Genomic DNA, 26074 nt, shown 5'->3' with positions numbered 1-26074 from the left:
ATGGAAAACTTTGATAAGGATTTACGCTCAATACAGGAAGCTAGAAATCTTGCTAGGCTTGGAAAAGTAGCAGCTAATAAAATTGCTGATTATACTGAAGAGCAAATTGATAAAATTTTACGTAATATGGTTAGAGTTGCAGAAGAAAACGCTGTTTGTTTAGCTCAAATGGCAGTTGAAGAAACAGGTTTTGGTAAAGTTGAAGATAAGACTTTCAAAAACCAGTTAGCATCTACAATACTATATGATTCAATTAAAGATATGAAAACTATCGATGTAATTAGAGAAGACGAAGTAAATAAGCTTATAGAGATTGCTGAACCAGTTGGTTTAGTTATGGGTATAGTACCTTCAACAAACCCAACATCTACAGCCATTTTCAAAGCTATGATCTCAATTAAATCCCGTAATGCTATAGTGTTCTCACCACACCCATCTGCTGCAAAATGTACAACTAAAGCAGTTCAATTAATGCATGATGCTGCTGTTGCTGCTGGTGCACCAGAGAATGTTATAACTGCAGTAAGTATTCCAACAATTGGAGCTACAAATGAACTAATGAAGAGTAATGAAGTTGCTATAATAATAGCTACAGGTGGTCCAGGAATGGTTAAAGCTGCTTACAGCTCAGGAAAGCCAGCTCTTGGTGTTGGTGCAGGAAACTCTCCAGCATACATAGAAAGAACTGCTGATGTAGAGAAAGCTGTTAGAAACATCATGGCAAGTAAGACTTTCGATAATGGTACAATCTGTGCTTCAGAGCAATCAATAATCTGTGAAGAATGCAACGAAGCGAGAGTTATTGAAGAGTTCAAAAAGCAGGGTGGATACTTCATGACAAAAGAAGAGACTGATAAAGTTTGTAGATTATTATTCAAAAATGGACATGCTATGAACGCTAAGTTTGTTGGAAGAAGCCCACAAGTTATTGCAAGTGCTGCAGGAATTAGTATTCCAGAAGGAACAAGAGTACTTATAGGAAGACAAAATGGAGTAGGAGAAGGTAATCCATTATCCTTCGAAAAACTTACAACAGTTCTTGGTTTCTATACAGTAAAAGATTGGCATGAAGCATGTGAATTAAGTATTGCATTACTTCAAAATGGAATTGGTCACACAATGAGCCTTCATACTGAAGATAGAGATATAGTTATGAAGTTTGCTAAAAAGCCAGCTTCACGTATTCTTGTTAATACTGGTGGTACTCAAGGTGGAACAGGTGCAAGCACAGGACTTAATCCTTCCTTCACTTTAGGCTGCGGTACATGGGGAGGAAGCTCAGTATCTGAGAACGTTACTCCAGAACACCTTGTAAACATTAAGAGAGTTGCTTATGGTATAAAAGATTGTGCAGCATTAGCACCGAATACTCCAGCTACAAACTGTGCAAAAACTACTGAAGGTTATCTTGGAGCTCAAAACTCATTTATGAACATGAGCCCAGCTCAAATTGCAGCGGCTGCAGCAGCTTTAACTAAGGCTAATGACTGTGCTAAAAATACTAATACTTGCGCTAGCAATGAAGGTTTAAAAAATGATGAAATTGCAGACTTAGTTAACCAAATAGTTGCCGCTATTAAGGGGGCAAACTAATGGAAAATTATGAAGCAGTATTAAAGCTTTTGTTAGAAGCAGTTAAAAATAAAGAAGTAAATACTGCAGCTTCTGGGAATCCAAATGAGATTCCAGTAGGGATTTCTAATAGACATATACATCTTTCAGAAAAGGATTTAGAAGCTCTATTTGGTAAGGGTTATCAGCTTGAGAAACTTAAAGATTTATCTCAACCTGGACAATATGCTTGCAAGGAAGTTGTAACAATCTGCGGACCAAAGGGTGCAATTGAAAAAGTTAGAATACTTGGACCTGTAAGAAGTAAAACTCAAGTTGAAGTATTAACTGGAGACTGTATTAAACTTGGAGCAGCAACACATGTAAGACTATCAGGCGACTTAAATGGAACACCTTCCTTAACTTTAGTTGGACCAAAAGGTTCTGTTCAAATTGAAGAAGGATTAGTAGTTGCACAAAGACATATTCACATGACACCTGAAGATGCTAAAAATTTAGGAGTACATGATGGAGAGGTAGTATCAATAAAATTTGATAATTTAAGAGGTGGAATATACAGCAATGTAGCTGTTAGAGCTAACGATGCTTCAAAGCTTGAATGCCATCTTGATATTGAAGAAGCTAATGCTATGGGCATTACGTCAAAATCAAAAATAACAATAGTAAAATAAAAAACTAATAAAAAATAAAGTTTATAATAAAAAATTTAAATATAAAAATAAAAGATATTTAGGAGGATTTTAAAATGAAATATGATGCATTAGGAATGATAGAAACTAAAGGATTGGTAGGAGCTGTAGAGGCAGCAGATGCTATGGTTAAGGCAGCAAACGTATATTTAATAGGTAAAGAATATGTTGGAGGCGGACTTGTAACTGTTATGGTTAGAGGAGATGTTGGAGCTGTTAAAGCTGCTACAGATGCTGGTGCTGCTGCAGCACAACGTGTTGGAGAATTAATATCAGTACACGTAATACCAAGACCACATTCAGAGGTTGAAGTAATTCTTCCATCAAACAAAGAAGCTTCAAAATAAGATATTTTAGATAAACTAATGTTTTTCTAGAAATTAGTATAGGAATTTATTTCCTATACTAATTTTTATATTTTTGATAGGAAATCAAAAAATTTTATCCTATAAAAATCTTTAGAAGTTTAAGTAATAGCAAAGGAGATGTGTATATATATGATAGAGGAATTTGAAAAGTATTTGCTATACAAGGAACGTAAAAGTTTAAGTACAGTTAAGACATATTCAAGATGTGTTGAACAATTTATAAATTGGTACTATAGCTGCAAAAATGAAGAAATTTCGAAATTGGATAGGGAAACGAGTAAAGAGTACAAAGACTATTTAGTGCTCGTAGAGAAGGAAACAACGCAGACTATAAATGTTAAACTCTGTGCATTAGCTACGCTTAGCAGGTTTTTCTATCATAAAAATCCACCTAGGAATTATATTGTAAGAAAAAAATATAATAAACGTATTATTAATCGTTCAAATTAATTTAGGGGTTTAAGAGAAAAGAGAGGTATTAACAATGAACACACCATCAAAAATAACAGAATTTGTGGGAACAGCAATTGGAGATACCATTGGCTTAGTTATAGCTAATGTTGATTATTTTCTTCATGAAAAAATGGGATTAGATAAAAAATATCGTTCTATAGGAATAATTAGTTCAAGAATAGGAGCAGGTCCTCATATTATGGCAGCAGATGAGGCTGTAAAAGCTACTAATACAGAAGTAATAACTATTGAAATGCCAAGAGATACAAAGGGTGGAGCAGGACATGGATCTTTAATAATTCTAGCAGCAGAAGACGTATCAGATGCAAGAAGAGCTGTAGAAGTTGCTCTTAAAGAATTAGATAGAACTTTTGGAGATGTTTATGTATGTGATTCAGGGCACTTAGAACTTTCCTATACTGCAAGAGCAAGCTTGGCATCAGAAAAAGCATTTGGTGCCCCACTTGGAAAGGCTTTTGGAATAATTGCCAGTGCTCCAGCTGGTATCGGTTTAGTAATGGCAGATACAGCAATGAAAACTGCAAATGTTGAGCTGGTAACATATGCAAGTCCAGGTGCAGGAACAGCACACACAAATGAAGTAATTATAACAATTACTGGAGATTCGGATGCTGTTAGGCAATCAGTAATAGCTGCAAGAGAAGTTGGCTTATCTTTATTGAAAACAATGGGACAAGAGCCTCAATCTCTTACTAAACCATATATTTAACAGAGGGTGTTATTATCATAGAGAAGAAGTAGCTGGGTTCTGTGAAGAGCCATTGCGAGGTGTAAAGTATGATGTTTAAATTATTAGAATTATTTATTGTTAGAATGTCCATTCAAATAAAGAAAAGCATGTAGTTTTTGCTTTAAACTACATGCTTTTATCTTCGATTACAGCTCTATCTTAACCTTATACTCCTTAAGCGAGGGGTTAAACTGAATCAAATAAGCTAACAACTGGAAATCTCTCATAAGCTGGTCAAACCAAGGATATTTATATGTTTTTTATAACAGAGAATGGCTCAGGATGTATGAGAATATAACTGTTTGGAAAAATATGCTTTATATCTCTTTCTATATGACTGCATATATTATGGGCTTGGGTCAACGAATAATTTTCACTAAGCTTTAAATGAATGTCAATTTCTTTTTTCTGACCACTTTTTCTTGTCCTTAATCTATGATAACCTTTAATTTCATCATGTGAAGTAATGATTTCTAATATTTTACTAATATCTTCATCTGGAAGTCTGCTATCCACTAAATCTTTTATGGATCTTTTGGTTAAATCAATAGAAGTTTTTATAATTAGGAATGCTACAAATATTGCAGTCAAGGAGTCAATGATTTTTAATCCCGTTAACTTAACTACAAGGAGCCCTAAAAATACTCCTGCGGTTGTTATTACATCCGTTAAAAGATGTAATGCATCAGCTTCTAGTGCAATAGAATCAGTTTTTCTTGCCACACTAAATAACTTAGTAGATATTAAAAAGTTAACTACAGATGAAATAAACATTACCGCTAAGCCTAATCCAACACTATCTATTGATGATCCATGAATAATTTTTTTCATCGCTTCTATAATAATAAAGGCAGCAGCGAAAAATATCAAAATAGCTTCCGCAAATCCAGATACATTTTCATATTTACCATATCCAAAAGGATGGTCATCATCCTCTGTTTTTGATGCTTTTCTTATGGAAAAAAACGCTATAAAGCTAGCTAACAAGTCGATTGAAGAGTGAATAGCTTCTGATATAACACTTATAGAACCTATAAGTATACCGGCAGTAAGCTTGAAAATAATAAGTAAAGAATTTGATACAATAGATAAATAAGCAGCCTTTTCTTTGTCCATTTGATTGTTGCCTCCTAAAGTTCAGTATTTCTAGTTATATTTAATAATATCTAATCATTCATAATCTCTGATAAGGGTTTGGTTTTATAAAAATACATCTATTATAATAATATAATATGTTCAATTGATAAATATGTGATAAATCCTAAGCTTATGTAGGTAATAAATTAGCTTATTTATATAAAAAATCACTGAGAATTTAATTATCAAATGATAATTAAGAATAATTAACTTTGTATATCAATAGTATATGATATTAATTATCTCATAATATTAATTATATGATTTTTTTATAAATTGGTTCTTATTATATGATAAATATCAGCATTAGTATTTAATTAAAAATACTAATATAATTTAATCAAAATCACTCATGATTATTATATTGTTCAGTTAGAAAAAATTTTAAAACAACATATTGAACTTTGGCATAATATGTTGTATATTAAGTATGTAAGCGCTAACATATTTAAATGTGAAATAATGCTGATAATTTTAGCAAACTAGATAAATTGTTAGTTTACATCGATACAATTTATTAATCAAAATAAAAAAGTCAATATGCAAAGATATAAAGCCAAATGTGAATTTACTTAAATTCACATTTTATAATAAGTTATGTGGAAGCGCTTTCACATATTACGTATGAACAACATACATGATTTGAAACTATAACAGTAGAATTAATATAAAATTTTGAAAAATAAGGAGGTGAAGTACTGGTTTTTAAAATAATGTCATTAATTTAAAAATCAGTAGGAGATATGGTAGATAGAGTTATATGGATAGTGCTAGACAGTGTTGGAATGGGTGAAATGTATGATGCTGATAAATATGGTGATATTGGCTGTAATACAATTGGAAATGTATCAAAGGTACTAGGAGGATTAAAACTTCCTAACTTAGAAAAACTAGGACTTGGAAATATTGATAATATAAAAGGAGTTAATAAGGCAGAAAGCCCATTAGGTTGTTATGCTCGGTTAGCTGAAGCATCAAACGGAAAGGATACAACAACAGGACATTGGGAGATGGCAGGAGTAGTGTCAAAACAACCTTTCCCAACGTATCCTAACGGATTCCCAAGAGAAATTGTTGAAGCCTTTGAAGGCGCCATTGGAAGAAAAATGATAGGTAATAAGCCTGCTTCAGGAACTGCAATATTAGATGAACTTGGTGAAGAACATATGAAGACTGGCAATCCTATTGTTTACACTTCAGCAGATAGTGTATTCCAGATAGCTGTACATGAAGATATTATACCACTTGAAGAACTATATAAAATGTGCGAAATTGCAAGAAAAATACTAAAAGATGAGCATGCAGTGGCTAGAGTAATTGCTAGACCATTTATCGGACAACCAGGAAATTTCTCGAGAACTGCTAATAGAAGAGATTTTTCATTAACACCGCCACATGACACTCTACTTGATGTTTTAAAAAATAATAAATTACATGTAATGGCTGTAGGAAAAATAGAAGATATATTCTGCGGTAAAGGCATTACAGAGGCAATTCATACAAAAGATAATATGGATGGAATAGATCAAACTTTAAATTATATGAAGCAAAATAAAAAAGGATTGATATTTACAAATCTAGTTGATTTTGATATGAAGTGGGGACATCGTAATGATCCAGAAGCTTATGGAAAAGGCTTAGAGGCTTTTGATTCAAGACTTCCAGAAATACTTGAAGGAATGAGAGATTCAGATCTTTTAATGATTACTGCTGATCACGGTTGTGACCCTACTACACCGGGAACAGATCATACAAGAGAGTATGTACCTTTTATAGCTTATGGTAAAACTTTAAAATCCAATACTAACCTTGGAACAAGAAATAGCTTTGCTGATATTGGGCAGACTATTGCTGAAGTCTTTTCTTTAGAGAAAATTAAAAATGGAGAAAGTTTTTTAAAAGAAATTTTGAAATAAGATTTAATATTAAGGAGTAGATGAAATGAATTATGAATTAAAAATTAAAGAAGCATCAAATTTTATTTTAGAAAAAACAAAATATAAGCCTCAAATAGGTCTTATTTTAGGATCTGGTCTTGGAGCAATTGCAGATCAAATAGAAAATCCAGAGTTTTATCCTTATAATGAATTACCTCATTTTCCAGTATCAACTGTTCAAGGACACGCTGGTCGTTTAGTTGTTGGAACTTTAGAAGGAAAAACAGTTATAGCTATGCAGGGAAGATTCCATTATTATGAAGGGTATGATGTACAAGAAGTTGTATTCCCAGTTCGTGTTATGAAGGCACTAGGTATTGAAACCTTGGTTGTTACAAATGCTGCTGGTGCTGCAAATACAGATTATAAACCTGGAGATTTAATGATTATAAAAGATCACCTTAACCTATCAGGAACTAATCCATTAATAGGCAAAAACTTAGATGAATTTGGTCCTCGTTTCCCTGATATGTCAAATGCATATGATAAAGACTTAAGAAGCAAGGTTAAGAGTATAGCTGAAAAATTAAATATACCAGTTCAAGAGGGAGTATATGCTTGGTTTAGTGGCCCTACTTATGAGACACCTGCTGAAGTAAGAATGGCACGTATTTTAGGTGCAGATGCAGTTGGTATGTCAACTGTTCCAGAAGTAATTATAGCAAATCACAGCGGAATAAAGGTTATAGGTGTTTCATGTATGACAAATATGGCAGCAGGAATACTTGAGCAACCTTTGAGTCACGCTGAAGTAATGGAAACTTCAGAAATAGCAAGAGAAAAATTCATCAATCTTATGAAAAATATAGTAAAAGAAGTATAATCACTATTTAAAATGGTCACTTTAGTTAATAATATAAAGTGACCATTTTAAAAGCTTTATATAGTAATTAGTGATTTTGTTGAATATATTAATGTACAGTTATAAATGAGGAGGAAAAATGAATTCAAGAGAAAGAAATAGTATTTTCATAGCAGATTTCATTGTACCATTTTTATCAATATTTGGTGTAGTTATGTTTTTCCCAATATTGCCAACTCTTCAAAAGATATTTGGCGTTACAATAAGTCAGGTTTCGTGGCTACCCAATATAGGATACTTAGTGATGATTTTGTTTTCTCCAGTAGTTGGTTTTCTTATAAAGAAAACTGGAACAAAACCACTGCTTTTAACCTTTGTATTCTTATGGATACTTGGAATTTCTATAGAAATACTTTCAATAACTGTAATAAAGTATCCTTTATTTGTATTTGGAAGATTTATTGAAGCTTTAGGTGAGGCAGCATTTTTCCCATTGGTGCTTTCAATGAGTAAGGTTGCTTTAAGCAGCGAAGATCAAAAGAAGAGTTCAACCATTTTAGAAATTGGAGCTGCAGCTGGTGGACTTGTTGCTGCAATGATAACAGGAAGCTTTATTAATGAACCAATAAAACTATTCTTAATACCAATAATTATGGGCATTATAGTATGGGTTTTCATCTTAATAAGTATTAAAAATGCTCACGAAAAAGTTGAAGAAAATTTTATTAGTGAAGATTTACCACAGGATAATAAAAAGATATATATTAGCTTAGTATTGATGATATTTTCAGCACAAGCTATTTTTGGATCTATTCAGGTTTATTTAGCATACTATATGGAAAGCTTTAAAGCTATCGGAAGTACTGGAAGAGTGTTATCCTTGGAGCAAATATTAGGTGTAGTAGGAACTATACTACCAGTAATTTTACTTAGAAAACTTTCATTTAAAACAATAAGAAATTATGTGTTTATCGTATTTATCGTATCCTCTGTTGGAATTGGAGTGCATTTATCACTAGGAATATCTGTATTATTTTTGGCTCTTACAGCCCTATTTGTAGGAATAGCTTTTTCAACTTTAAACATTTTTCTTGCAAAATCAATTCATACAAATGTTTCAAGAAAAATGTCGCTATATACATCAATAAGATTTCTAGGAGGATTCCTAATATCTCTTTTATGGGGAAGACTTATTGAATTTTATGCGGTTAGAGAATTTGATTATTCTGCAACCTTTAAAATTTTATATTTTGGTATAGCTGTTTTTGCGTTTATTATAGTTGTAGTTTCTATGACTTTACAAAAGGATGAAAAAATACTAGAAGAAACACTAAAAGAGTAGGAGTAAAGTGATAAATTCACTTTACTCCTACTCATCTTTGACTTATTATTTTCTTTCAGATGCCTTATTTAAAACAATAATCCAAGTTTAAAGCCTATTTTATATCCAATAACACCTAAAAGAACTGACATTAGTATATAAATAAATGCATTAAGCTTTTTATTGCTTTCAAATAGATTAAAGCCCTCATACATAAATGTAGAAAATGTAGTGTAAGCTCCGAGAAAACCATCTCCTAAAAATATATACATGTTTTTACTTGTCCCAGCACTGCTTAATATTCCAAGTAGCAATGCTCCACTTATATTTATAAAAGCAGTTCCCACTGGAAATTGCCTTTTACAGTGAGCAGCTACAAATTTACCTAGAGAATATCTTGTTATACTTCCTAGTATTCCGCCAGTCCCTACTAATAGAAATTCCATAATTAACACCTCCAACTAAAATTTTGCGACGCAAAATTTTTTAGAGGACAGAGGAGAATTGACAGAGGACAATGAAGGAGGATTTTTCTCCATTACATTGTGAAAAATCTTTGATTTATATTATAAACTAATGTTTCGCATTAGCGAAACGAGATTAAAATAAATTAGTTTTCTGCCGTAAGGAAGAAAACTCACCTTCTCTGTCCTCTGTCAATTGTCAATTGTACTCTAAAAAATTAAAGGCCTCTAGTATCATTTTAATCATACTTATAAGCTTTTTTAGTCACTAATTTATATACAAACTCCCTTGCAACTACTACACCTAGATATGCTGCAGCTATGCCAAGAAACACTGAGTTTGTAAGATAGGTCACAGCGGAAAAATAGTCGCCCTTATCTAAAAATGTTACAGCTTCCTTGCACATAGTTGAAAAAGTAGTGTATGCACCTAAAAAGCCAGTGCAAATTCCAAGTCTTATGTCTGAATTTATTTCCCAAACTTCTAATGTGGTTGTAGTTATTAATGCAAGAAGAAAACTTCCCATTACATTAATAAAAAGTATATTAAGTGGAACTAGCTCTTTATAATTCTGTATTGGAAAAGCTTTTATATAAAGCCTTAAAATAGCTCCAAAAAAACCTCCTATTCCTATAAAAATGTATTTTCTCATTTTATGCATCTCCTCTTCATGCTTAGTATAGCAAAAAAACTCCTACTTTAATTTAAAATTAAAGTAGGAGCCATTAGCTTACGCGATTAAAGGTGAGCTCCATCACCAAAAGTATTATACTATATTTTATATTATAAATACAAGCTTTATGAGGTTTATTTTAAATATTCTAATGCCAAATCCAAATTTAGATTTGCTTCTTTCAGAAAATTATATTTAGCCTTTTGTAGGTTGATTACACTATCCATATGACTTATAAGTGACGCGTAGTCATGTTTTTTTCCATCTATTTTTATATTTTCTTTCATGTTATCGATATTTTGGTCTAAAGTTTGTCCCTTGCTAACATACTGCTTAATTTTTTCACTTAACTGCAAGGCTACATTATAATCTTTAACCCTTAAGGATTTTATAGCCATATCTAAATCATTCTTTTTACTTTTAATTTCATATATTAATTCTTCATTATTATTTGTATTTTTTATAATTAAATTTTCTTTAGTTGTTATTTGTGGCATGTACTGTTGTACTTTAGAGTTATCATTTCTTAATAATTTAGAATTAAATAAAAAAAATCCTACAGATTTTGAATAGGCTGAGCATATAGGGATTAAAGAAACTAAGATAATGATTGCTATAGATTTTTTAGTGCTTAAATTCATATTGAGTGTCTCCTTTATTACTGTATTTAATATAAAGCATATGTTTTAACTAAAAAAATATGTTGCTTTAAATATGAAACTCCTTCTCTTATCGTCGAATGAGTACTCGCTGAGTAAGTGACTCACTTCAAATCAAAGATTTGGGTTCGCTACTTAACCGATCATCTCAAAATCAACACGCTGTGTAAGTGACTATCACCAAATCATAGATTTGGGATATCTACTTAAGATTTTGGATGCCTGCTTATAAGTATAATCATTATTAATATATTTTAACATAAATTATGAAGTATAAAAATGAAATATATATTAAAATTAAAAATTATTGTTTATTTATAATATCATTTAAATGTTATAATATAGGTTGATTAAATTCAGGAGGTCTTAACTTAATGCTAGATGAAGCTAGAAAATTACTTAAGAAATATTACGGATATAGTAGTTTTAGAAAAGGTCAGGAAAAGGTTATAGAAAGTATATTAAAGGGTGAAGATACTTTTGCCATAATGCCTACAGGAGCAGGCAAATCCATATGCTATCAAATACCTGCACTTCTTCTCCCAGGTATTACTATTGTAATATCACCTTTAATATCCCTTATGAAGGATCAGGTAGATTCTTTAAATAGTGCTGGTGTTAAGGCAACTTACATAAATAGTACATTAGATAATAACGAGATGGAGCAGAGAATTTTGCTGGCTCTAAGTGGCTATGCAAAGTTATTATATATATCGCCGGAAAGGTTGGAATCAGAGAATTTTTGTCAGCTTCTTAGAACAATAAATATATCAATGATAGCAATAGATGAATGTCACTGTGTATCACAGTGGGGGCATGATTTTAGACCAAGTTATAGGACTATACAACCTCTAATTAAGAGCTTAACAGACAGGCCTGTTATTTCAGCCTTTACAGCTACAGCAACTAAAGAGGTAAAAGATGATGTTGTAAAACTTCTAGGGCTTAAAAATTCAAAGGTTTATACTACAGGCTTTGACCGTAAAAACCTGTTCTTTTCTGTAGTTAGAGGAGAAAATAAAAAAGATTATTTGATAAAATATATAGAAGATAATAAAGATCAAGTAGGTATAATATATGCAGCAACAAGAAAGGAAGTTGACAGCATATATGAGTTACTAAAAGGTAAAGGCTATGCCGTAAGCAAATATCATGCAGGATTAGATGACTCTGAAAGGAGCAAGGCTCAAGAAGACTTTATATATGATAACGTAAATATTATAGTTGCAACTAATGCTTTTGGTATGGGTATTGATAAATCAAATGTTAGATATGTAATACACTATAGCATACCTAAAAATATGGAAGCATATTATCAAGAGGCAGGACGTGCTGGAAGAGATGGCGAAGCAAGTCAATGTATTTTATTATTTGGAGCTCAAGATATAATGCTACAGAAATTTTTAATCGAACAAAGCACCTCTTTAGAAGAAAGAAGATTAATGGAATATAGAAGACTTCAACATATGGTTGATTATTGCCATACTACAAAATGTTTAAGAAAATATATTCTTGAATATTTTGAAGAAGAAAATGTTCAAGATTACTGCGATAACTGCAGCAACTGTAAAGATGAAACGGAACTTTCAGATATAACTATTGATGCTCAAAAGATTTTTTCCTGTGTAGCTAGAATGAAGCAGAGGTTTGGAACTGTACTTGTATCTCAAGTACTTAAAGGTTCAAAAGATCAGAAAGTTTCTGAGTTTGGATTTAACAAGCTATCTACCTTTGGAATAATGAAAGGATACACTTTAAAGGAAATAAAGGACCTCATAAATGTACTAATTGCGGACGACTACTTAGGCCTTACAGAAAGTCAGTTCCCTGTAGTTAGATTAAAAGAAAAAGCTGTAGGTGTGCTTAAGGGTGAACAAAAGGTATATCATAAGACACAAAAACGAAAGAAAATAGCAGTAGAAGACAACTCATTATTTGTAGTGCTGAAAACACTCAGAAAAAGTATTTCTGAGAGAGAGAATGTTCCACCTTATATTGTATTTTCAGATAGTACTTTACGAGAGATGAGTGAATATTGTCCCTTAGATGAAGAAGCTATGCTTAACATAAAAGGAGTAGGTGAAACTAAACTTAAAAAATATGGAGAGGAATTTTTACAGTCAATTAAAAGTTATGTAGACAATAAACAGTAATAACGTTTTGTGGATATCTATATAGGGTTGCAAGGCCGAAAATTGACTTACACCCCGGGCTATGTTTCCAAGCTTCAGTCCGTTAAGAACTTTTAGCCAGTCTAAAGCTTGTGTTCCAAGATAACCTAAGAACTTTCGAGAACTCGCTTCGCTCAAACAACTCTAAAGTTCTAAGGTTCTCTTAAAACCCTTCACTAAGACTGTCACAAAGTTTTTAAATCTACCTTCAGCTTTGGAAACATATCCCTTTGTGTAAGTCAATTTTCTAGTTTGTTTCTCTATAAAGTAAAAAAGGTTGGCAAAAATCCCTCTGTTAAAAAATTTCTATATTAAAACCGCTACTAAATTAATATATTTAAGAATATAAGGCTCAAAATTTTAAATGTATTAAAAGGCGGAAAGAATATGTTAAGTAAAAATGTTGTAAAAGAGGTATTAAATATATCAATCCCAGCTATTGCTGAAGCGGCAGTTTACACACTAATGTCCATGTTTGATACGATGATTATCGGTAATTATGGGGGAAACAAAGCAGTAAGTGCTGTTGGAATAAGTAATGAAATTCTTAATGCCTGTGTTGTAATATTTATCACTATAGGACTTTCTATAGGAATAACTTCATTCGTTTCTAGAAGCATAGGGGCACGAGATAAAAAAGAAGCAGAGGAATATGCGTCTATAGGATTTGTAATAGGAATTTTTCTTTCCTTTATACTATGTTATGGACTATTTATCTTCAGCAGGACAATATTGCAAATAGCTGGAGCCAGAGGAGGAGTATTAGACTTAAGTGATACTTATACTCGAATTACTATAGTTTCAATATTCTTCAATATGTTAATAAATATTATAAGTTCAATATTAAGAGGATATGGTAATACATATACGCCATTTGTGGCTTCCCTTATTGTAGCTGCTTTAAAGATTGTCTTTGATTTGGCATTAATATTTGGAATTACAGCACCTAAAATGGGCGTGATAGGAGCTGCAGTTGCTTCAGTTATTTCTCAATTTTTTGGTTTTATATTTTTACTATTATATTTGCTTATTAAATCTGAAGTTAAAATAAGACTAAGATATATGATAAAACTACATACAGGTAAAGTTAAGAATTTATTATTTTTAGCTATACCTTCCTCTATGGAAGAAGCAGCATTTAGTACAAGCAGGTTGTTAGGTACCTTTATTATAATGCGTGCTGGAACTATTCCTTTTGCTGCAAATCAAATAGCAAATATAGTTGAATCTATGTCCTTCATGCCAGGCATGGGCTTTGGTACCGCTGCAACAACTTTAGTGGGATTAAAAATTGGAGAAAGAAATTATAAAAAAGCAAAGGAATACGGTTATGCCTGCGCCCTTGGTGCTGTGATTATGATGGGGGTATTTGGAATAGTCTTTCTATTAATGCCTGGTTTCTTAGTGGATTTATTTGTAAATGAAGATGAACGGAAAGTTGTATATTTAGCATCATTGTGCTTATTTATAGGCGCTTTTGAACAGCCATCAATAGCTTTATCCTTAGTATTTGCTGGAGCGCTAAAAGGTGCTGGTGATGCCAAAAGTCCTTTTATTGTATCACTTCTCACAAGTTGGTTAATAAGAGTACCCTTAATTTTCTATTTTATACGAATATTAAAGTTATCTATTATTTATGTTTGGTGGATTACAGTTATTCAGTGGACAGTAGATGCAATCCTAATGTTCATATACTTTGAAAAAAGGTTAAATAAGTTGGGATAGATAAATATTTAACAAAACAGTAACCTGTGTTACTGACTTTTTGGTTAACTTTTACTATAATTAGTTAAAAGTCAATTGAGGAGGGGGAACATGAAATTATTAGTGATTTGTTCCGAGAAGAGTGATAAAAAGGTTGAAAATGATTTTTACGTTAAGATTGACACAAGATTTGCTAATACAAAATTTATACCTCACTTAAGAGATGAAAGAGACGTATGTACTGTATGTGGCAAATCTTGTGTTTGGTGCAGAACTAAGTACAACTTAAATTTTGAAAATAGTATTTCGCAAATAGTTAAAGTACCAGATTTTTATAAATTATTTGAAGATGAACCACTAAAATATCTTCCAGATAAATTTCAAGAGCATGATATAGCTATAATCATTGGAGTTCATCAAGACATACTTCCAGAGCTTCCTAAAATTATAAAGGAAAGTGGAGGAAAAGCTATTATTGTACCTTGTGAAGATAAGGATTGGGTGTCAAAGTGGACAAGGGAGCTGGTAATTGATGAGTGTAAAAAGTATGGACTTGAATATGCATTCCCTAAACCATTCTGCACTTTAACTTATGGCAAATTCCAATTAGTTAATGATTTTATTGATGAGTTTAAACTTGGAAAACCTAAATTTAAACTCTTTGTAAATAATGATGATGTGATAGTTAGAGCGGATGTAGTAATTTCAGCACCCTGTGGTAATGGATATAATATAGCCAAACATCTTGCAGGTACAAAATTAGGCGAAGAAGCTAAGAAATCAGTAGCAAAATACTGGCACAGCTATCCTTGCTTAGGCGGAATGCATATAGATCCTGAATTAGGTGATACAATACTTCATATTGGAGGCTATACTCACTACAACGCCCTAGAAAATGCAGAAATAATTAGAGTTGAATAGCAAATTTGAAAACCCCAATATCAATGGGGTTTTTTATTTTAGCATTTTTTAAAAATTACACTTATTTATATTTAAGCTTTTAGTCATCAGTGTAAAAAACACAACTTACACTTTTACTATAACTCTGGTGGTTGTTTTTCCATGTTTTCCATAGCACTAGCTTGCTGATTCACTTGATTCTGTTGATTTTGAGTCTGATATTGTGGTTCTTGCTCCATTACATAGCTTATTCTGCTTTGCAGCATATCTGTGCACTGTTTAAGCTGCTCTCCTAGTTTAGTATAAAGTTGTTTTGCATTTAAATCATCTGTATCCATTGAAAAAGTATTACAATTTGATTCACAGGATTTCAACATTTCTAGAGTTTGATTTAATTTGTTTACTACTGTCATCTTTTATACCTCCTACTATAGCATAACTAATATTAAACTAACAGTTAATATTATTAGTATTCTATTTGAAATGTATACAAAAACTAATAGGAAAGATGTTCAAGTCTTTTCCATAACTAAGTTTACTTTAAAATAAAAATATAAGTTATTATAATGAATGAAATAAAAAATAATTGAAACAATAAGGATTGTAAAGAAAAAAAAGTGAAAATTAAATAATTATTTGAAGAGGAGGTTCATAGCAATGACCATTGGCTCTAAGGTAAAACAAACTTTAGCTAATTTAAAAGGGGTACAGGGGACGCTAAGAATTTACTCTGTTCAATCTCAAAAGGAAGAAGCTAAAGCCGCATATAAAGAGGCTCTTACAACAACAGCATCAGTTATTAAAGACTTAGAAAATAGGTTGAAAACTTTAGAATTTGAAGAACCTCAATATAAAGGCAAGTAAGGGGCGATATGGCATGGTAGAATGGTTAGTAATTTTAATAAGATCCGTGGTTTTATTTTTTCTTGCTTTAATTTTAGTGAGATTGATAGGTAAAAAAAATATTTCCAATATAACAGCTTTTCAATTTGTTAACTATACAGTGGTCTCAATTTTAGCAGCCTTGCTTTCAGTAAACATTATTAAAAATTTTGCTTTCGGTATTATTTCTATATTAGTATGGGCGTTATTAACTATAGCTTTAGATTTTGCAGCTATGAAAAGCAGACAGTTACATAACTTAATTTATGGTGTAGAAACTCTGCTAATAAAAGACGGGAAAGTAATGGAAGAAAATTTAGAGAAAGAAAGAATGACAGGGGAAGAGCTCTTAAGAGGATTACGTTCTAAAGGTGCATTTAATTTAGCAGATGTGGAATTTGCAATTATGGAGCCTACTGGGGACATTAATGTTATTTTAAAACCAGATAAAAAGCCAATTACTCCACATGATATGGGAAAAAAAGTAGCTCCACAAGTAGCGCCACAAACAGTAATTTTAGATGGTAACATTCTCAATGAGCCTTTAAGCAATATGGGATTAAATCATAGATGGCTTAAAAGTCAACTACAAAATGCAGGAGTATCTTTAGATAATGTTTTTATTGGTCAGGTGGATGCATGTGGAGACTTATACTTGGATCTCTTTGATGACGCACTGCAACTGCCACAGTCCCAAGTAAAAGAGCTGCTTTATGCTAATATAGAGAAATGTCAGGCAGATTTAATATCTTTTGCACTTGAGACAGAAGATGAAGCAGCTAAACAGATGTACCAGCAGGATGCAGAGAAGTTAAAAGCTGTGATGGAAAAATTAGAATCTTTTTTATTACGTTAGAAGGTGATAAGAATGTCCAATAAGAAAAAGAAGAAATTAACTCCTATGCAGCAAGAATATCAAGATTTTGCTAAAGTAATGGAACCAAATCGGCCAGTATTTAAAAATTGTGTCAAAGCTTTTTTTGTAGGAGGACTTATATGCACCTTTGGACAGTTACTACAATGGCTATTTATTACATATTTTGGGTTTACCGAAAAGACAGCAGGAGATCCTACTTCAGCAACATTAATTATTATTTCAGTATTACTCACTGGTCTAGGTATATATGACCACATTGGGCAATGGGCTGGAGCAGGCACTGCAATACCCGTTACTGGATTTGCTAACTCAATGGCTTCTGCTGCTATTGAACATAGAACTGAAGGCTATGTCCTTGGCGTGGGAGGTAATATGTTTAAAATAGCTGGATCAGTAATTGTATATGGTGTTTTTTCTGCTTTTGTAGTTGCAATTATAAAAATTACACTTCAGTGGTTAGGAGGTTAAAGTCCTAAATGGACTTTAACGGGTAATTTTGCTAGGTAAAAGTTCTAAATGAACTTTTACGGGTAATTTATGAGCGGAAGCGAAAATCTTAAGTTACCCAGTTCCCGAAGGGAAACAAGCAAAATTACCCAGTGTTCCAACTAAAAGGAGGAATGTAAATGAAAAAAGGGCATCAATCTTGGGTTTTTGAATCTAAACCAGTTATTATATCTTCTGCTGCCGTTGGAGGACCTTTTGAAGCAAAAGGTGCTATAGCAGAAGACTTTGATATCCTACATGAAGATATTTGGCTAGGCCAGGATAGCTTTGAAAAAGCAGAAAAAAAACTATTGGAGCAGGCATGTGAAATAGCCATCGAAAAAGCAAAAGTAAAGAAAGAAGATATTGGATTTTTTCTCAGTGGAGATTTATTAAATCAGATTGTAACCAGCAGTTTCGCAGCACGTACTCTTTCCATTCCTTATTTGGGAATTTACGGTGCTTGTTCAAGTTCAATGGAAGGATTAGCATTGGCATCTTTATTAGTAAGCAGCAAGGCAGCAGACTACGTATTAGCTGCAGCAACCAGTCATAATTCAGCATCAGAAAAACAATATAGATATCCAACGGAATACGGTGGGCAGAAACCACCAACAGCCCAATGGACTGTAACAGGATCTGGTGCAGCAATAGTAGCAAGCAAAGGAGAAGGACCTAAAGTTACTTCTGCTACTATCGGTCGTGTTATAGATATGGGGATTTCAGATCCTTTTAATATGGGGGAGGCAATGGCACCAGCTGCAGTAGATACAATTGAAGCTCATTTTAGAGATTTAAACATAAGTCCCTCTTATTATGATATGATAGCCACTGGCGACTTAGGTGCTCTTGGTCATCGAATTGCAGGAGAACTTTTAAATAAACATGGAATGAATATTCCTCCAGAGATACTCACAGATTGTGGGCTTTTAATTTATAAACAGGATCAGCCAGTGTTATCAGGCGGAAGTGGTTGTGGTTGTTCCTCAACAGTAACTTATGGTCATCTTTTAAATCGCATGAGAAAAGGCGAACTGAAAAAAATTTTAATTGTAGCAACTGGTGCGTTAATGTCACCAATGACATTTCAACAAAAGGAAAGTATTCCAGGTATTGCTCATGCAGTATCTATAGAAATGTAAATATGCTAAACATTTTGAAAGGAGGTGACAGTATGACAGTAGGAACTCAAATGCAACAAGCAATAGCAGGTATTTAAAGTGCAGCAGCTACAATGAAAACATTTGCATTAGAAACTGAAGACCAACAAGCAAAAACAGATTTTCAAAATATAGCAAAAAATTTAGATGATGCACTTCAAACTTTACAAGGTAGACAGCAATATATTGAAGAGCAAGAACCAACATATAAACAATAAAATAAAAATGACAATTTTACATGAGAAGCTGGAAGTATAATTCTTTCAGCTTTTTATAACATATATAACTAGAATTTATATTGTTCTTATATAATAAATAAAAACTCTTATAGAGTATTGAGGTGATTAATTTGAGTGAAGCATTAATAGTTTTAGTTAGAGGAATAATTGGCTTTTTTACTTTGTTAATTTTCGCCAGAATACTTGGAAAGCAGCAGATTAGTCAGCTTACTTTCTTTGATTATGTACTGGGAATCACGATTGGATCCACAGCATCCACTTTAACTACTGATCTAACTAGTAGTGCCTGGGCACACTGGGTAGGGCTTTTAACTTGGGCGGTGATTTGCTTTGCTATGCAGTTGTCTACAATAAAGTCCAAAACTATTTCAAGCTATATTGACGGAGAGCCTACTATTGTAGTAATGAATGGAAAGATAATGGAAGATGCAATGAAAAAAATGAGATTTCGTTTATCTGACTTATTGGAACAACTTAGAACAAAAGATGTATTTGATTTAAAAGAAGTACAATTTGCAGTCTTGGAAAAAGACGGGCAACTTTCTGTATTAAAGAAACCCGAATATCTCCCTGTTACTCCAAAGGATATGAATCTTTATACAGGGCCTGGAGGATTGACAATAACACTTATATATGATGGAACTATTATACCAAAGAATCTAAAAGTCATAAACAAAGATAAGGAATGGTTAACAGATGAGTTAAGAAAAAAAGGAATAAATGATGTTGAAGATGTATTTATGGCTGCTATCGATAAAAGCAATAGTCTATATATAGATTTGTACAAAGACTTTGGAAATGCAAAATCTACTAAACAGTAGAATAGGAGGTGTATTGATGAAAAAAATAATTGCTTACAGTATACCAATTGTTATCTTGGGTTTCTTTGTGTTAATCATGACAACAGGGCAAATTCTTAAAAAGCCTATGAGAGAAGGAGAAGATGTAGCAAATTATATTTCAATAATTGTAGAAGATGTAAAGGAAGAAAACTGGAATCGTGCTGAGGAAGACAGACAAAAACTAGTGACTGCATGGGGAAAAATAGTGCCAAGAATTCAATTCAGTGTTGAAAGAGACGAAATTTATAATATTAATATTAATTTGGCAAGACTCCGTGGAATTATTATGGGAAAAGATCAAGCAGGAGCTTTAGCGGAATTAGGAGAAATATACGAGAACTGGCGGGAGTTAGGAAAGTAGTAAGGAAATAAGTAAATAAGTAAATAAGTAAATTAAATATTATTAAACATTTTTTAATTTTATAATTCACAATAACTTTAGCTATCAAATCTTTCCTTTTTTATAGTATAATTTCTATAATGGGTTTAATACTATATATTTTTGCATTAAGGGGGATTAATTAATGGAAAATAAGGATTTAAAATATGATAGACAGGGAAGGGTTCCTTACGAATACATACAAAACATATTTTCTAAGGCAGACCCAGTGGATATTTCAAATCAATCTACTATTCCTTATGACAGGGAGAGTAGTTATTTTAAAATTAAAATAATGGGAAAAAATTATACTGTAAATCATCCTTCTGGAGAACTATACGATACTGAAAGTGGAGAGGAAATTAAAGCCTATGCAATAAAAACCTTAATATTAAGATACCTTGTAAATTCTAAGGCAGTTCCTCCTTTTAATAAGGATATAACCTATAAAGAAATACCTGGTGGATTAGTATACTATAGTAATTTTTATAATAGAACTATACTTAAGCTTGCTAGAGTTTTTTCAAGTAAACCAGAAATTTTTAGAGAAGGCTCTAAAGCTGTAGGTGCACAAATCTTAGAAAGAGCAGACTTATGTTGTAAATTTGAGTTTATAAACAATGTATATATTACATTTATAGTTTGGCAAGGAGATGAGGAATTACCAGCTTCTGCAAATATATTATTTGACAAAAACATTGAATATTACTTTAACGCAGAAGACCTAGCAGTAGTTGGAGATGTTGCTATTGAACTTCTTAAAAATAAAGGGAAGATACCAGAATGGATTGGATTATATCAGAAAAAAACAAAAGATGGATATGAAATAAATTAAATATTATCATAAATAAAATCTAATTAGTGCCTTGATATTTCGGTAATAATTAGATTTTTTAAATTCAATACACTTATTTATAAATTCCTACATAGAATTATCTCAAAGGAAAATTTTTTTCTTTTTATTTTACTGTAATCTAAAGTATAATAAAATTTATTAAAGGAAGTGTGCATATGATAATATTTAAAAAGGGATTCATTTTAATAAAAATAGATGATACCAAATTATCAGAAGACATGATAAAGGAAATTGAAGATAAATTAATAAATGATGATTGCATTAGTGAAATAATTGAAAAATATAATATAGAAATTTCGTATATGTGATTTACTTTGGAGGGTGCTTACATGAAGATAATTCATACAGGGGACTGGCACATTGGGAAGATAGTGCATCAAGTCCATATGACAGAAGATCAGCGCTATATTTTAAATGAATTTATAAAGGTTATAGAAGAAGAAAAACCACATGTTATTGTTATTACAGGAGACTTATATGACAGGTCGGTTCCTCCTGTGGAAGCGGTGGAACTCTTAGATCAGGTATTTTCTAGAATACTAATAGATTTAAAAGTTCCTATAATAGCCATAGCAGGAAATCATGATAGTCCTGATAGGGTTGGCTTTGCTAGTAGAATATTGATGAACAAAGGTCTATACATTGAAGGAAGGCTTAAAAAGAATATTCAAAAGGTATCTCTTCATGATGAAACTGGACCTGTTAACTTTTATTTAGTTCCTTATGCAGATCCTGTAATAGTTCGTAATTTATTTGAAGATGAGAATATCCATACTCATGATGATGCTATGAAAGTAATAGTAACTTCTATAAAAGAAAATATGAATAAAAAAGAAAGAAATGTACTTGTAGCTCATGGATTTGTAATTGGTGGTGAAACAAGTGATTCAGAAAGACCACTTTCTATAGGAGGGACAGACTATATATGCCTAGAACATTTTGAAGAGTTTAATTATACAGCTCTTGGTCATCTCCATGGACCACAAAAGGTGGGAAGTGATAGTATAAGGTACTCTGGATCTCTTATGAAATATTCTTTCTCTGAAGTCCGTCAGAATAAATCTATAACTATAGTAAATATAGATGATGAGGGAAATGTTGAAGTAAACATACGAAAACTTACTCCAATTAGAGATATGAGGATAATACGAGGAAGCTTGGAAGAATTGTTAAAACCAGAAGTGTACAAAAATACAAATGTTCAAGATTATCTTCAAGTTGATTTAACAGATGATGGTGAGCTTATTGAGCCTATGAGTAAAATTAGAACAGTGTATCCTAATGTTTTAAAACTAACGCGAAATTCTTTTAATAAGAACTTGGAAGCTGTAGAGCAATTTTCAGCAGAACATCGAAGCAAAAGAGATATGTTTGAGCTTTTTCAAGAGTTTTATACTGGGATTACAAGAAAAGAATTTGACGAAGATAAAGCTAAGGTAATAGCTCAGGTGTTAAAAGAAGTACAAAAAGGTGAAAGGGGCGAATAATTTGAGACCTTTAAAGCTTACAATGACTGCTTTTGGACCCTATGCCAAAAATGAAGAAATAGATTTTACAATATTAAATAATAAAAGCATTTTTTTGATTACTGGACCTACTGGCGCTGGTAAAACCACAATATTTGATGGTATAAGCTATGCAATATATGGTGAAGCCAGTGGGGAAGATAGAGATGGTGAAAGCTTAAGAAGCCAATTTGCAGATGTTGATACTTTAACTTCTGTAGAATTGGAATTTGAGCTTAAAGGAACTAAGTATTATATAAAGAGAACACCAAAGCAGGAAAAGAGAAAATCAAGAGGTGAAGGAACTACAGAGCAGAAAACTGATGCAGAAATGAAAATAATACATTCAGATGAACAGGTAAAGGTTATATCTGGTGTAAGCAATGTAAATGATAAAATAAATGAAATTATGGGTATTAACTATGCTCAATTTAAGCAGATTATGATGATACCTCAAGGTGAATTCAGAAAGCTTTTAGTATCAGAGAGTAAAGACAGAGAAAAAATACTTCAGAAAATATTTGGAACGGAAGCCTATAAATTAGTTGAGATAAAGTTGAATGATAGAGCCAGAGAAATTAAAAATATAATTAAGGATTTAAATAATAAACAAAGCGAGAATATAAGTACCATACAATTTGACAATAATACTCAACTTATGGAATTGATTCAAAGTGAAAATAGAAATATAACTGAAATTGTTACTTCTTTAGAGAGTTTTATTGAAGAAGATATTGAGAAAAGGTCATCCTTAGAAAAGTCAGCAAAAGAAATTTTGAATGAGCTAGAGAAAAACCAAAAGAAAATTTTTGAGGCAAAAGAGAATAATAAAAAATTTGAGGAAAAAGAAAACCTTGAAAAAATAAAAGATAAACTTGAAAGCCAACAATCCATAATGGACTTAGAGAAAGAAAGACTTGTAAAAGCTAGAAAAGCAGCACAAATTGATGCAGTAGAAGAAAACTACATAGAAAGACATAAAGATTTAGCAATCAAAAAAAGAGAGTTAGAACTTAATCAGAGCTCCATAGAGATTGCTAGTCAAGCTTTGATTAAAGCTGAAGAAGCTCTAAAAGTTGAAAATTCCAAAGAAGAGGAAAAAATAAAGCTTTTAGAATATACTTCTGTATTAAAAGGATATAGAGAAAAAGTTAAAGTATTTGAAGATGAAAATACATCACTAAATTTAATAGAACTACAGTTAAAAGATGTTAATAATAAAAAAAATGAAAAAAAGCAATTAGTTGAAAAAATTAAAAAAGATATAGAAATCCTGTCTAACAAATTAGAAGTTGTTAGAAAAGCATCTTCAGATTATATCAAATTTAATGCTGAACTTGAAAAAACTAACCAAATATATAACAAAATATCTGATTTACATTCTGAAAACGGGAAACTTATTTCTTTTAGAAATGAATACTTAAAATATAAGAAAGAAGTCAATGAAAACAAAAAACTATATGAAGAATATGAAAAGAAATTTAGAGATATGGAACAGATATTTAGAGATGGCCAGGCTGGGGTGTTAGCTTTAGGGCTAAATACTGGAGATCCTTGCCCAGTTTGTGGCTCTACACATCATCCCAAACTTGCAAAGCTTGAAAATGATGTTCCAACAGAGGATGAACTTAAGGAATATAAGAAACTTTTAGAGGAAGCAAAAAAGAAATTTGATAAAAGTGATGCATGCTTTAGAGAAACTGATGTTAACGGAAGATTACTTTTAAATATTATTAACAGGTTAAAAGATGAGCTTAATCTTTTAATAAAAGAAAATATATTAGAGCTATCAAAAGATGATTTAACAAATTTTATAAATAATAAATTGTTAGAATTTGATAGCCTTAAAGAAAAATTATACATAGAAGTTAAGACACTTGATAAAGAAAAAAATCAAGAAGAGGCTACTTTAAAAAGCCTAAATGAAAAGAAAAACTTGCTTCAAGCTGAAGAAAATAAATTAGAAAAACTAAATGATGAATATACTCAAAAGCTAGCGGAAGTTGAGAGAAAAAAAGGGATATTAAATCAACTTACAGTTGAGATTCCAGAAAATCTTCGTTCTGAAATGGCATTAAAAAAGGTTATTGAGAACTCAGAATCTCGTTATGAGTTCATGTGTAAAGCCTTAAAAGATGCGCAGAATTTGTATAATGAATGCAAGCTGCAGTACGAAAAGCTTTTAACAGAAAATAAAGGGCTAATTAAATCACTTAATGAAGCTGAAGCTTCGCTGAAGGAAGCTGAAGGCAAGCTAAATGAAGAGATTATAAAATCTGGATTCAAAAGCTTGGAAGATTATAAAGCTTCAAAACTTAATGAAGAAGAAATTGATAATTTAAATAAAAAAATAAATGAGTTTAATGAAGAATTAAGATCTGTAAAGGATAGATACGAAAAATCCTTAAAGGATTTAGAAGGTTTAAGTATTATAGCTATAAGTACACTTTTAGAAAAAGACAAAAATATAAAGGATCAGATGGAAGTATTAGAAAAAGAAAAAACAGAGCTTCACGCTAAAATAACGAGAAATAAAAGTTCTCTGATTAGAATTAATGAATTGAGTGAACAGATTAAGGAAAAAGAAAAAGAGTACAGTATAATTGGAGATTTAGCGGAAGTAGCAAAAGGTAACAATACTGAAAGAATGACTTTTGAAAGATATGTTTTAGCAGCGTTTTTTGATGAAATAATTGAAAAAGCAAATTTAAGACTTGGTAAAATGACTGAATATAGATATGAACTTGATAGAATAAAAGAAAAGGGTAAGGGACTTACTCAAAGTGGATTGGAACTTCAAGTTTTTGATAATTATACAGGTAAATATCGTCATGTAAAAACACTATCTGGCGGAGAAAGCTTTAAAGCATCGCTTGCTTTGGCTTTAGGTCTTGCAGATGTAGTTCAGTGTTATGCTGGCGGTATAAGTATTGACACAATTTTTATTGATGAAGGCTTTGGAACTTTAGATCCTGAATCCCTCGATAATGCTATACAGTGTTTAATAGATCTTCAAAATTACGGAAGACTCGTAGGAATAATTTCTCACGTACCCGAGCTTAAAGAGAGAATTGATTCTAGACTAGAAATAATACCTAGTGCAGAGGGAAGTACTACAAAATTTAATGTTAGATAAAGGTTTGCCTCCAGTAGTCTCTGGAGCCTCCCTTCCAAATTCAGCAATAAAATTATATGCACCACTTATACAAGTATTGCATAGGATAAGGTTTATAGGGATAAATATAT

26 protein-coding genes, 1 pseudogene and 1 riboswitch are annotated in these 26074 nt (G+C 31.7%); of the genes and pseudogenes, 22 read left to right on the top strand and 5 right to left on the bottom strand.

The window, feature by feature from the left end:
* From I6U51_RS02195 to pduB, 5 genes are all read left to right on the top strand, one after another.
* Window positions 1-1593 (top strand): acetaldehyde dehydrogenase (acetylating), encoded by a 1593-nt coding sequence (locus tag I6U51_RS02195; RefSeq protein ID WP_211140963.1) that lies wholly within the window; start codon window positions 1-3, stop codon window positions 1591-1593.
* Window positions 1593-2243 carry a phosphate propanoyltransferase gene (locus I6U51_RS02190; protein ID WP_211140962.1) on the top strand — a complete coding sequence of 217 codons (651 nt, stop codon included), beginning with the start codon at window positions 1593-1595 and terminating at the stop codon, window positions 2241-2243. Before I6U51_RS02195 ends, I6U51_RS02190 begins: the two co-directional genes overlap by 1 nt.
* Window positions 2244-2317: 74 nt before the next feature.
* Window positions 2318-2608 (top strand): ethanolamine utilization microcompartment protein EutM, encoded by a 291-nt coding sequence (eutM, locus tag I6U51_RS02185; protein WP_211140961.1) that lies wholly within the window; start codon window positions 2318-2320, stop codon window positions 2606-2608.
* A 150-nt stretch (window positions 2609-2758) separates the two neighbouring features.
* Window positions 2759-3079 carry a phage integrase N-terminal SAM-like domain-containing protein gene (locus I6U51_RS02180; protein WP_211140960.1) on the top strand — a complete coding sequence of 107 codons (321 nt, stop codon included), beginning with the start codon at window positions 2759-2761 and terminating at the stop codon, window positions 3077-3079.
* Between the two features lie 34 nt (window positions 3080-3113).
* Complete coding sequence (gene pduB / locus I6U51_RS02175; RefSeq protein WP_211140959.1) at window positions 3114-3812, top strand: propanediol utilization microcompartment protein PduB; 699 nt, start codon at window positions 3114-3116, stop codon at window positions 3810-3812.
* Window positions 3813-4082: 270 nt separating this feature from the next.
* Here the strand turns inward: pduB and I6U51_RS02170 are convergent, their stop codons facing one another.
* The gene (locus tag I6U51_RS02170; protein ID WP_211140958.1) at window positions 4083-4949 is read right to left on the bottom strand and encodes a cation diffusion facilitator family transporter; all 867 of its coding nucleotides are present in this window, start codon (window positions 4947-4949) and stop codon (window positions 4083-4085) included.
* Window positions 4950-5713: 764 nt separating this feature from the next.
* Between I6U51_RS02170 and I6U51_RS02165 the strand changes: the two genes are divergently transcribed.
* The 3 genes from I6U51_RS02165 to I6U51_RS02155 all read left to right on the top strand — a co-directional run bounded on the left by I6U51_RS02165 (window position 5714) and on the right by I6U51_RS02155 (window position 9051).
* Window positions 5714-6886: a phosphopentomutase gene (locus I6U51_RS02165; protein ID WP_211140957.1), complete on the top strand. Its 1173-nt coding sequence runs from the start codon at window positions 5714-5716 to the stop codon at window positions 6884-6886.
* 25 nt (window positions 6887-6911) lie between these two features.
* Window positions 6912-7730: a purine-nucleoside phosphorylase gene (locus I6U51_RS02160; RefSeq protein ID WP_211140956.1), complete on the top strand. Its 819-nt coding sequence runs from the start codon at window positions 6912-6914 to the stop codon at window positions 7728-7730.
* 118 nt (window positions 7731-7848) lie between these two features.
* Window positions 7849-9051 (top strand): MFS transporter, encoded by a 1203-nt coding sequence (locus tag I6U51_RS02155; protein WP_211140955.1) that lies wholly within the window; start codon window positions 7849-7851, stop codon window positions 9049-9051.
* Between the two features lie 68 nt (window positions 9052-9119).
* Here the strand turns inward: I6U51_RS02155 and crcB are convergent, their stop codons facing one another.
* The 3 genes from crcB to I6U51_RS02140 form a co-directional block, all read right to left on the bottom strand.
* Window positions 9120-9476 carry a fluoride efflux transporter CrcB gene (gene crcB, locus I6U51_RS02150; RefSeq protein WP_211140954.1) on the bottom strand — a complete coding sequence of 119 codons (357 nt, stop codon included), beginning with the start codon at window positions 9474-9476 and terminating at the stop codon, window positions 9120-9122.
* Window positions 9477-9733: 257 nt separating this feature from the next.
* Entirely contained in the window at window positions 9734-10147 is a 414-nt protein-coding gene (locus I6U51_RS02145; protein ID WP_211140953.1) for a fluoride efflux transporter FluC, read from the bottom strand.
* 57 nt (window positions 10148-10204) lie between these two features.
* A riboswitch (Fluoride riboswitch) is annotated at window positions 10205-10263 on the bottom strand.
* 39 nt (window positions 10264-10302) lie between these two features.
* Window positions 10303-10809, bottom strand: a complete 507-nt coding sequence (locus tag I6U51_RS02140) for a hypothetical protein (RefSeq protein WP_211140952.1) — start codon at window positions 10807-10809, stop codon at window positions 10303-10305.
* 392 nt (window positions 10810-11201) lie between these two features.
* Between I6U51_RS02140 and recQ the strand changes: the two genes are divergently transcribed.
* From recQ to I6U51_RS02125, 3 genes are all read left to right on the top strand, one after another.
* Complete coding sequence (gene recQ, locus I6U51_RS02135) at window positions 11202-12980, top strand: DNA helicase RecQ (RefSeq protein WP_211140951.1); 1779 nt, start codon at window positions 11202-11204, stop codon at window positions 12978-12980.
* 405 nt (window positions 12981-13385) lie between these two features.
* Window positions 13386-14723: an MATE family efflux transporter gene (locus tag I6U51_RS02130; RefSeq protein ID WP_211140950.1), complete on the top strand. Its 1338-nt coding sequence runs from the start codon at window positions 13386-13388 to the stop codon at window positions 14721-14723.
* Between the two features lie 90 nt (window positions 14724-14813).
* The gene (locus tag I6U51_RS02125; protein ID WP_211140949.1) at window positions 14814-15623 is read left to right on the top strand and encodes a DUF166 domain-containing protein; all 810 of its coding nucleotides are present in this window, start codon (window positions 14814-14816) and stop codon (window positions 15621-15623) included.
* Between the two features lie 116 nt (window positions 15624-15739).
* On the opposite strand, the gene I6U51_RS02120 is transcribed toward I6U51_RS02125, so the two are convergent.
* The gene (locus I6U51_RS02120; RefSeq protein WP_211140948.1) at window positions 15740-16015 is read right to left on the bottom strand and encodes a DUF1657 domain-containing protein; all 276 of its coding nucleotides are present in this window, start codon (window positions 16013-16015) and stop codon (window positions 15740-15742) included.
* Window positions 16016-16259: 244 nt separating this feature from the next.
* On the opposite strand from I6U51_RS02120, the gene I6U51_RS02115 reads away from it, so the two are divergent.
* The 11 genes and pseudogenes from I6U51_RS02115 to I6U51_RS02065 all read left to right on the top strand — a co-directional run bounded on the left by I6U51_RS02115 (window position 16260) and on the right by I6U51_RS02065 (window position 25964).
* Window positions 16260-16466 (top strand): DUF1657 domain-containing protein, encoded by a 207-nt coding sequence (locus I6U51_RS02115; RefSeq protein WP_211140947.1) that lies wholly within the window; start codon window positions 16260-16262, stop codon window positions 16464-16466.
* A 13-nt stretch (window positions 16467-16479) separates the two neighbouring features.
* Entirely contained in the window at window positions 16480-17340 is an 861-nt protein-coding gene (locus tag I6U51_RS02110; RefSeq protein ID WP_211140946.1) for a DUF421 domain-containing protein, read from the top strand.
* Between the two features lie 12 nt (window positions 17341-17352).
* Window positions 17353-17829 carry a stage V sporulation protein AC gene (gene spoVAC, locus I6U51_RS02105; protein WP_211140945.1) on the top strand — a complete coding sequence of 159 codons (477 nt, stop codon included), beginning with the start codon at window positions 17353-17355 and terminating at the stop codon, window positions 17827-17829.
* Window positions 17830-17987: 158 nt separating this feature from the next.
* Window positions 17988-18989 (top strand): stage V sporulation protein AD, encoded by a 1002-nt coding sequence (gene spoVAD, locus I6U51_RS02100; RefSeq protein WP_211140944.1) that lies wholly within the window; start codon window positions 17988-17990, stop codon window positions 18987-18989.
* Between the two features lie 32 nt (window positions 18990-19021).
* A pseudogene (locus I6U51_RS02095) lies at window positions 19022-19225 on the top strand (DUF1657 domain-containing protein).
* Between the two features lie 131 nt (window positions 19226-19356).
* Entirely contained in the window at window positions 19357-20067 is a 711-nt protein-coding gene (locus tag I6U51_RS02090) for a DUF421 domain-containing protein (RefSeq protein WP_211140943.1), read from the top strand.
* A gap of 16 nt (window positions 20068-20083) precedes the next feature.
* Window positions 20084-20449, top strand: coding sequence for a DUF4363 family protein (locus tag I6U51_RS02085; protein ID WP_211140942.1), 366 nt, complete (start codon window positions 20084-20086; stop codon window positions 20447-20449).
* Window positions 20450-20612: 163 nt separating this feature from the next.
* Window positions 20613-21302: a DUF3786 domain-containing protein gene (locus I6U51_RS02080; RefSeq protein WP_211140941.1), complete on the top strand. Its 690-nt coding sequence runs from the start codon at window positions 20613-20615 to the stop codon at window positions 21300-21302.
* Window positions 21303-21478: 176 nt separating this feature from the next.
* Window positions 21479-21631: a hypothetical protein gene (locus tag I6U51_RS02075; protein ID WP_211140940.1), complete on the top strand. Its 153-nt coding sequence runs from the start codon at window positions 21479-21481 to the stop codon at window positions 21629-21631.
* Window positions 21632-21652: 21 nt separating this feature from the next.
* On the top strand, window positions 21653-22810 hold the full coding sequence (locus I6U51_RS02070) for an exonuclease SbcCD subunit D (protein WP_211140939.1): 1158 nt from the start codon (window positions 21653-21655) through the stop codon (window positions 22808-22810).
* Window position 22811: 1 nt separating this feature from the next.
* Window positions 22812-25964 (top strand): AAA family ATPase, encoded by a 3153-nt coding sequence (locus I6U51_RS02065; protein ID WP_211140938.1) that lies wholly within the window; start codon window positions 22812-22814, stop codon window positions 25962-25964.
* Window positions 25965-26074: the final 110 nt, after the last annotated feature.

It is taken from the genome of Clostridium aciditolerans (genome assembly GCF_016316925.1).
Taxonomy (GTDB): Bacteria; Bacillota; Clostridia; order Clostridiales; family Clostridiaceae; genus Clostridium_AM; species Clostridium_AM aciditolerans.
This window is presented reverse-complemented; position numbering and strand designations above follow the sequence as displayed.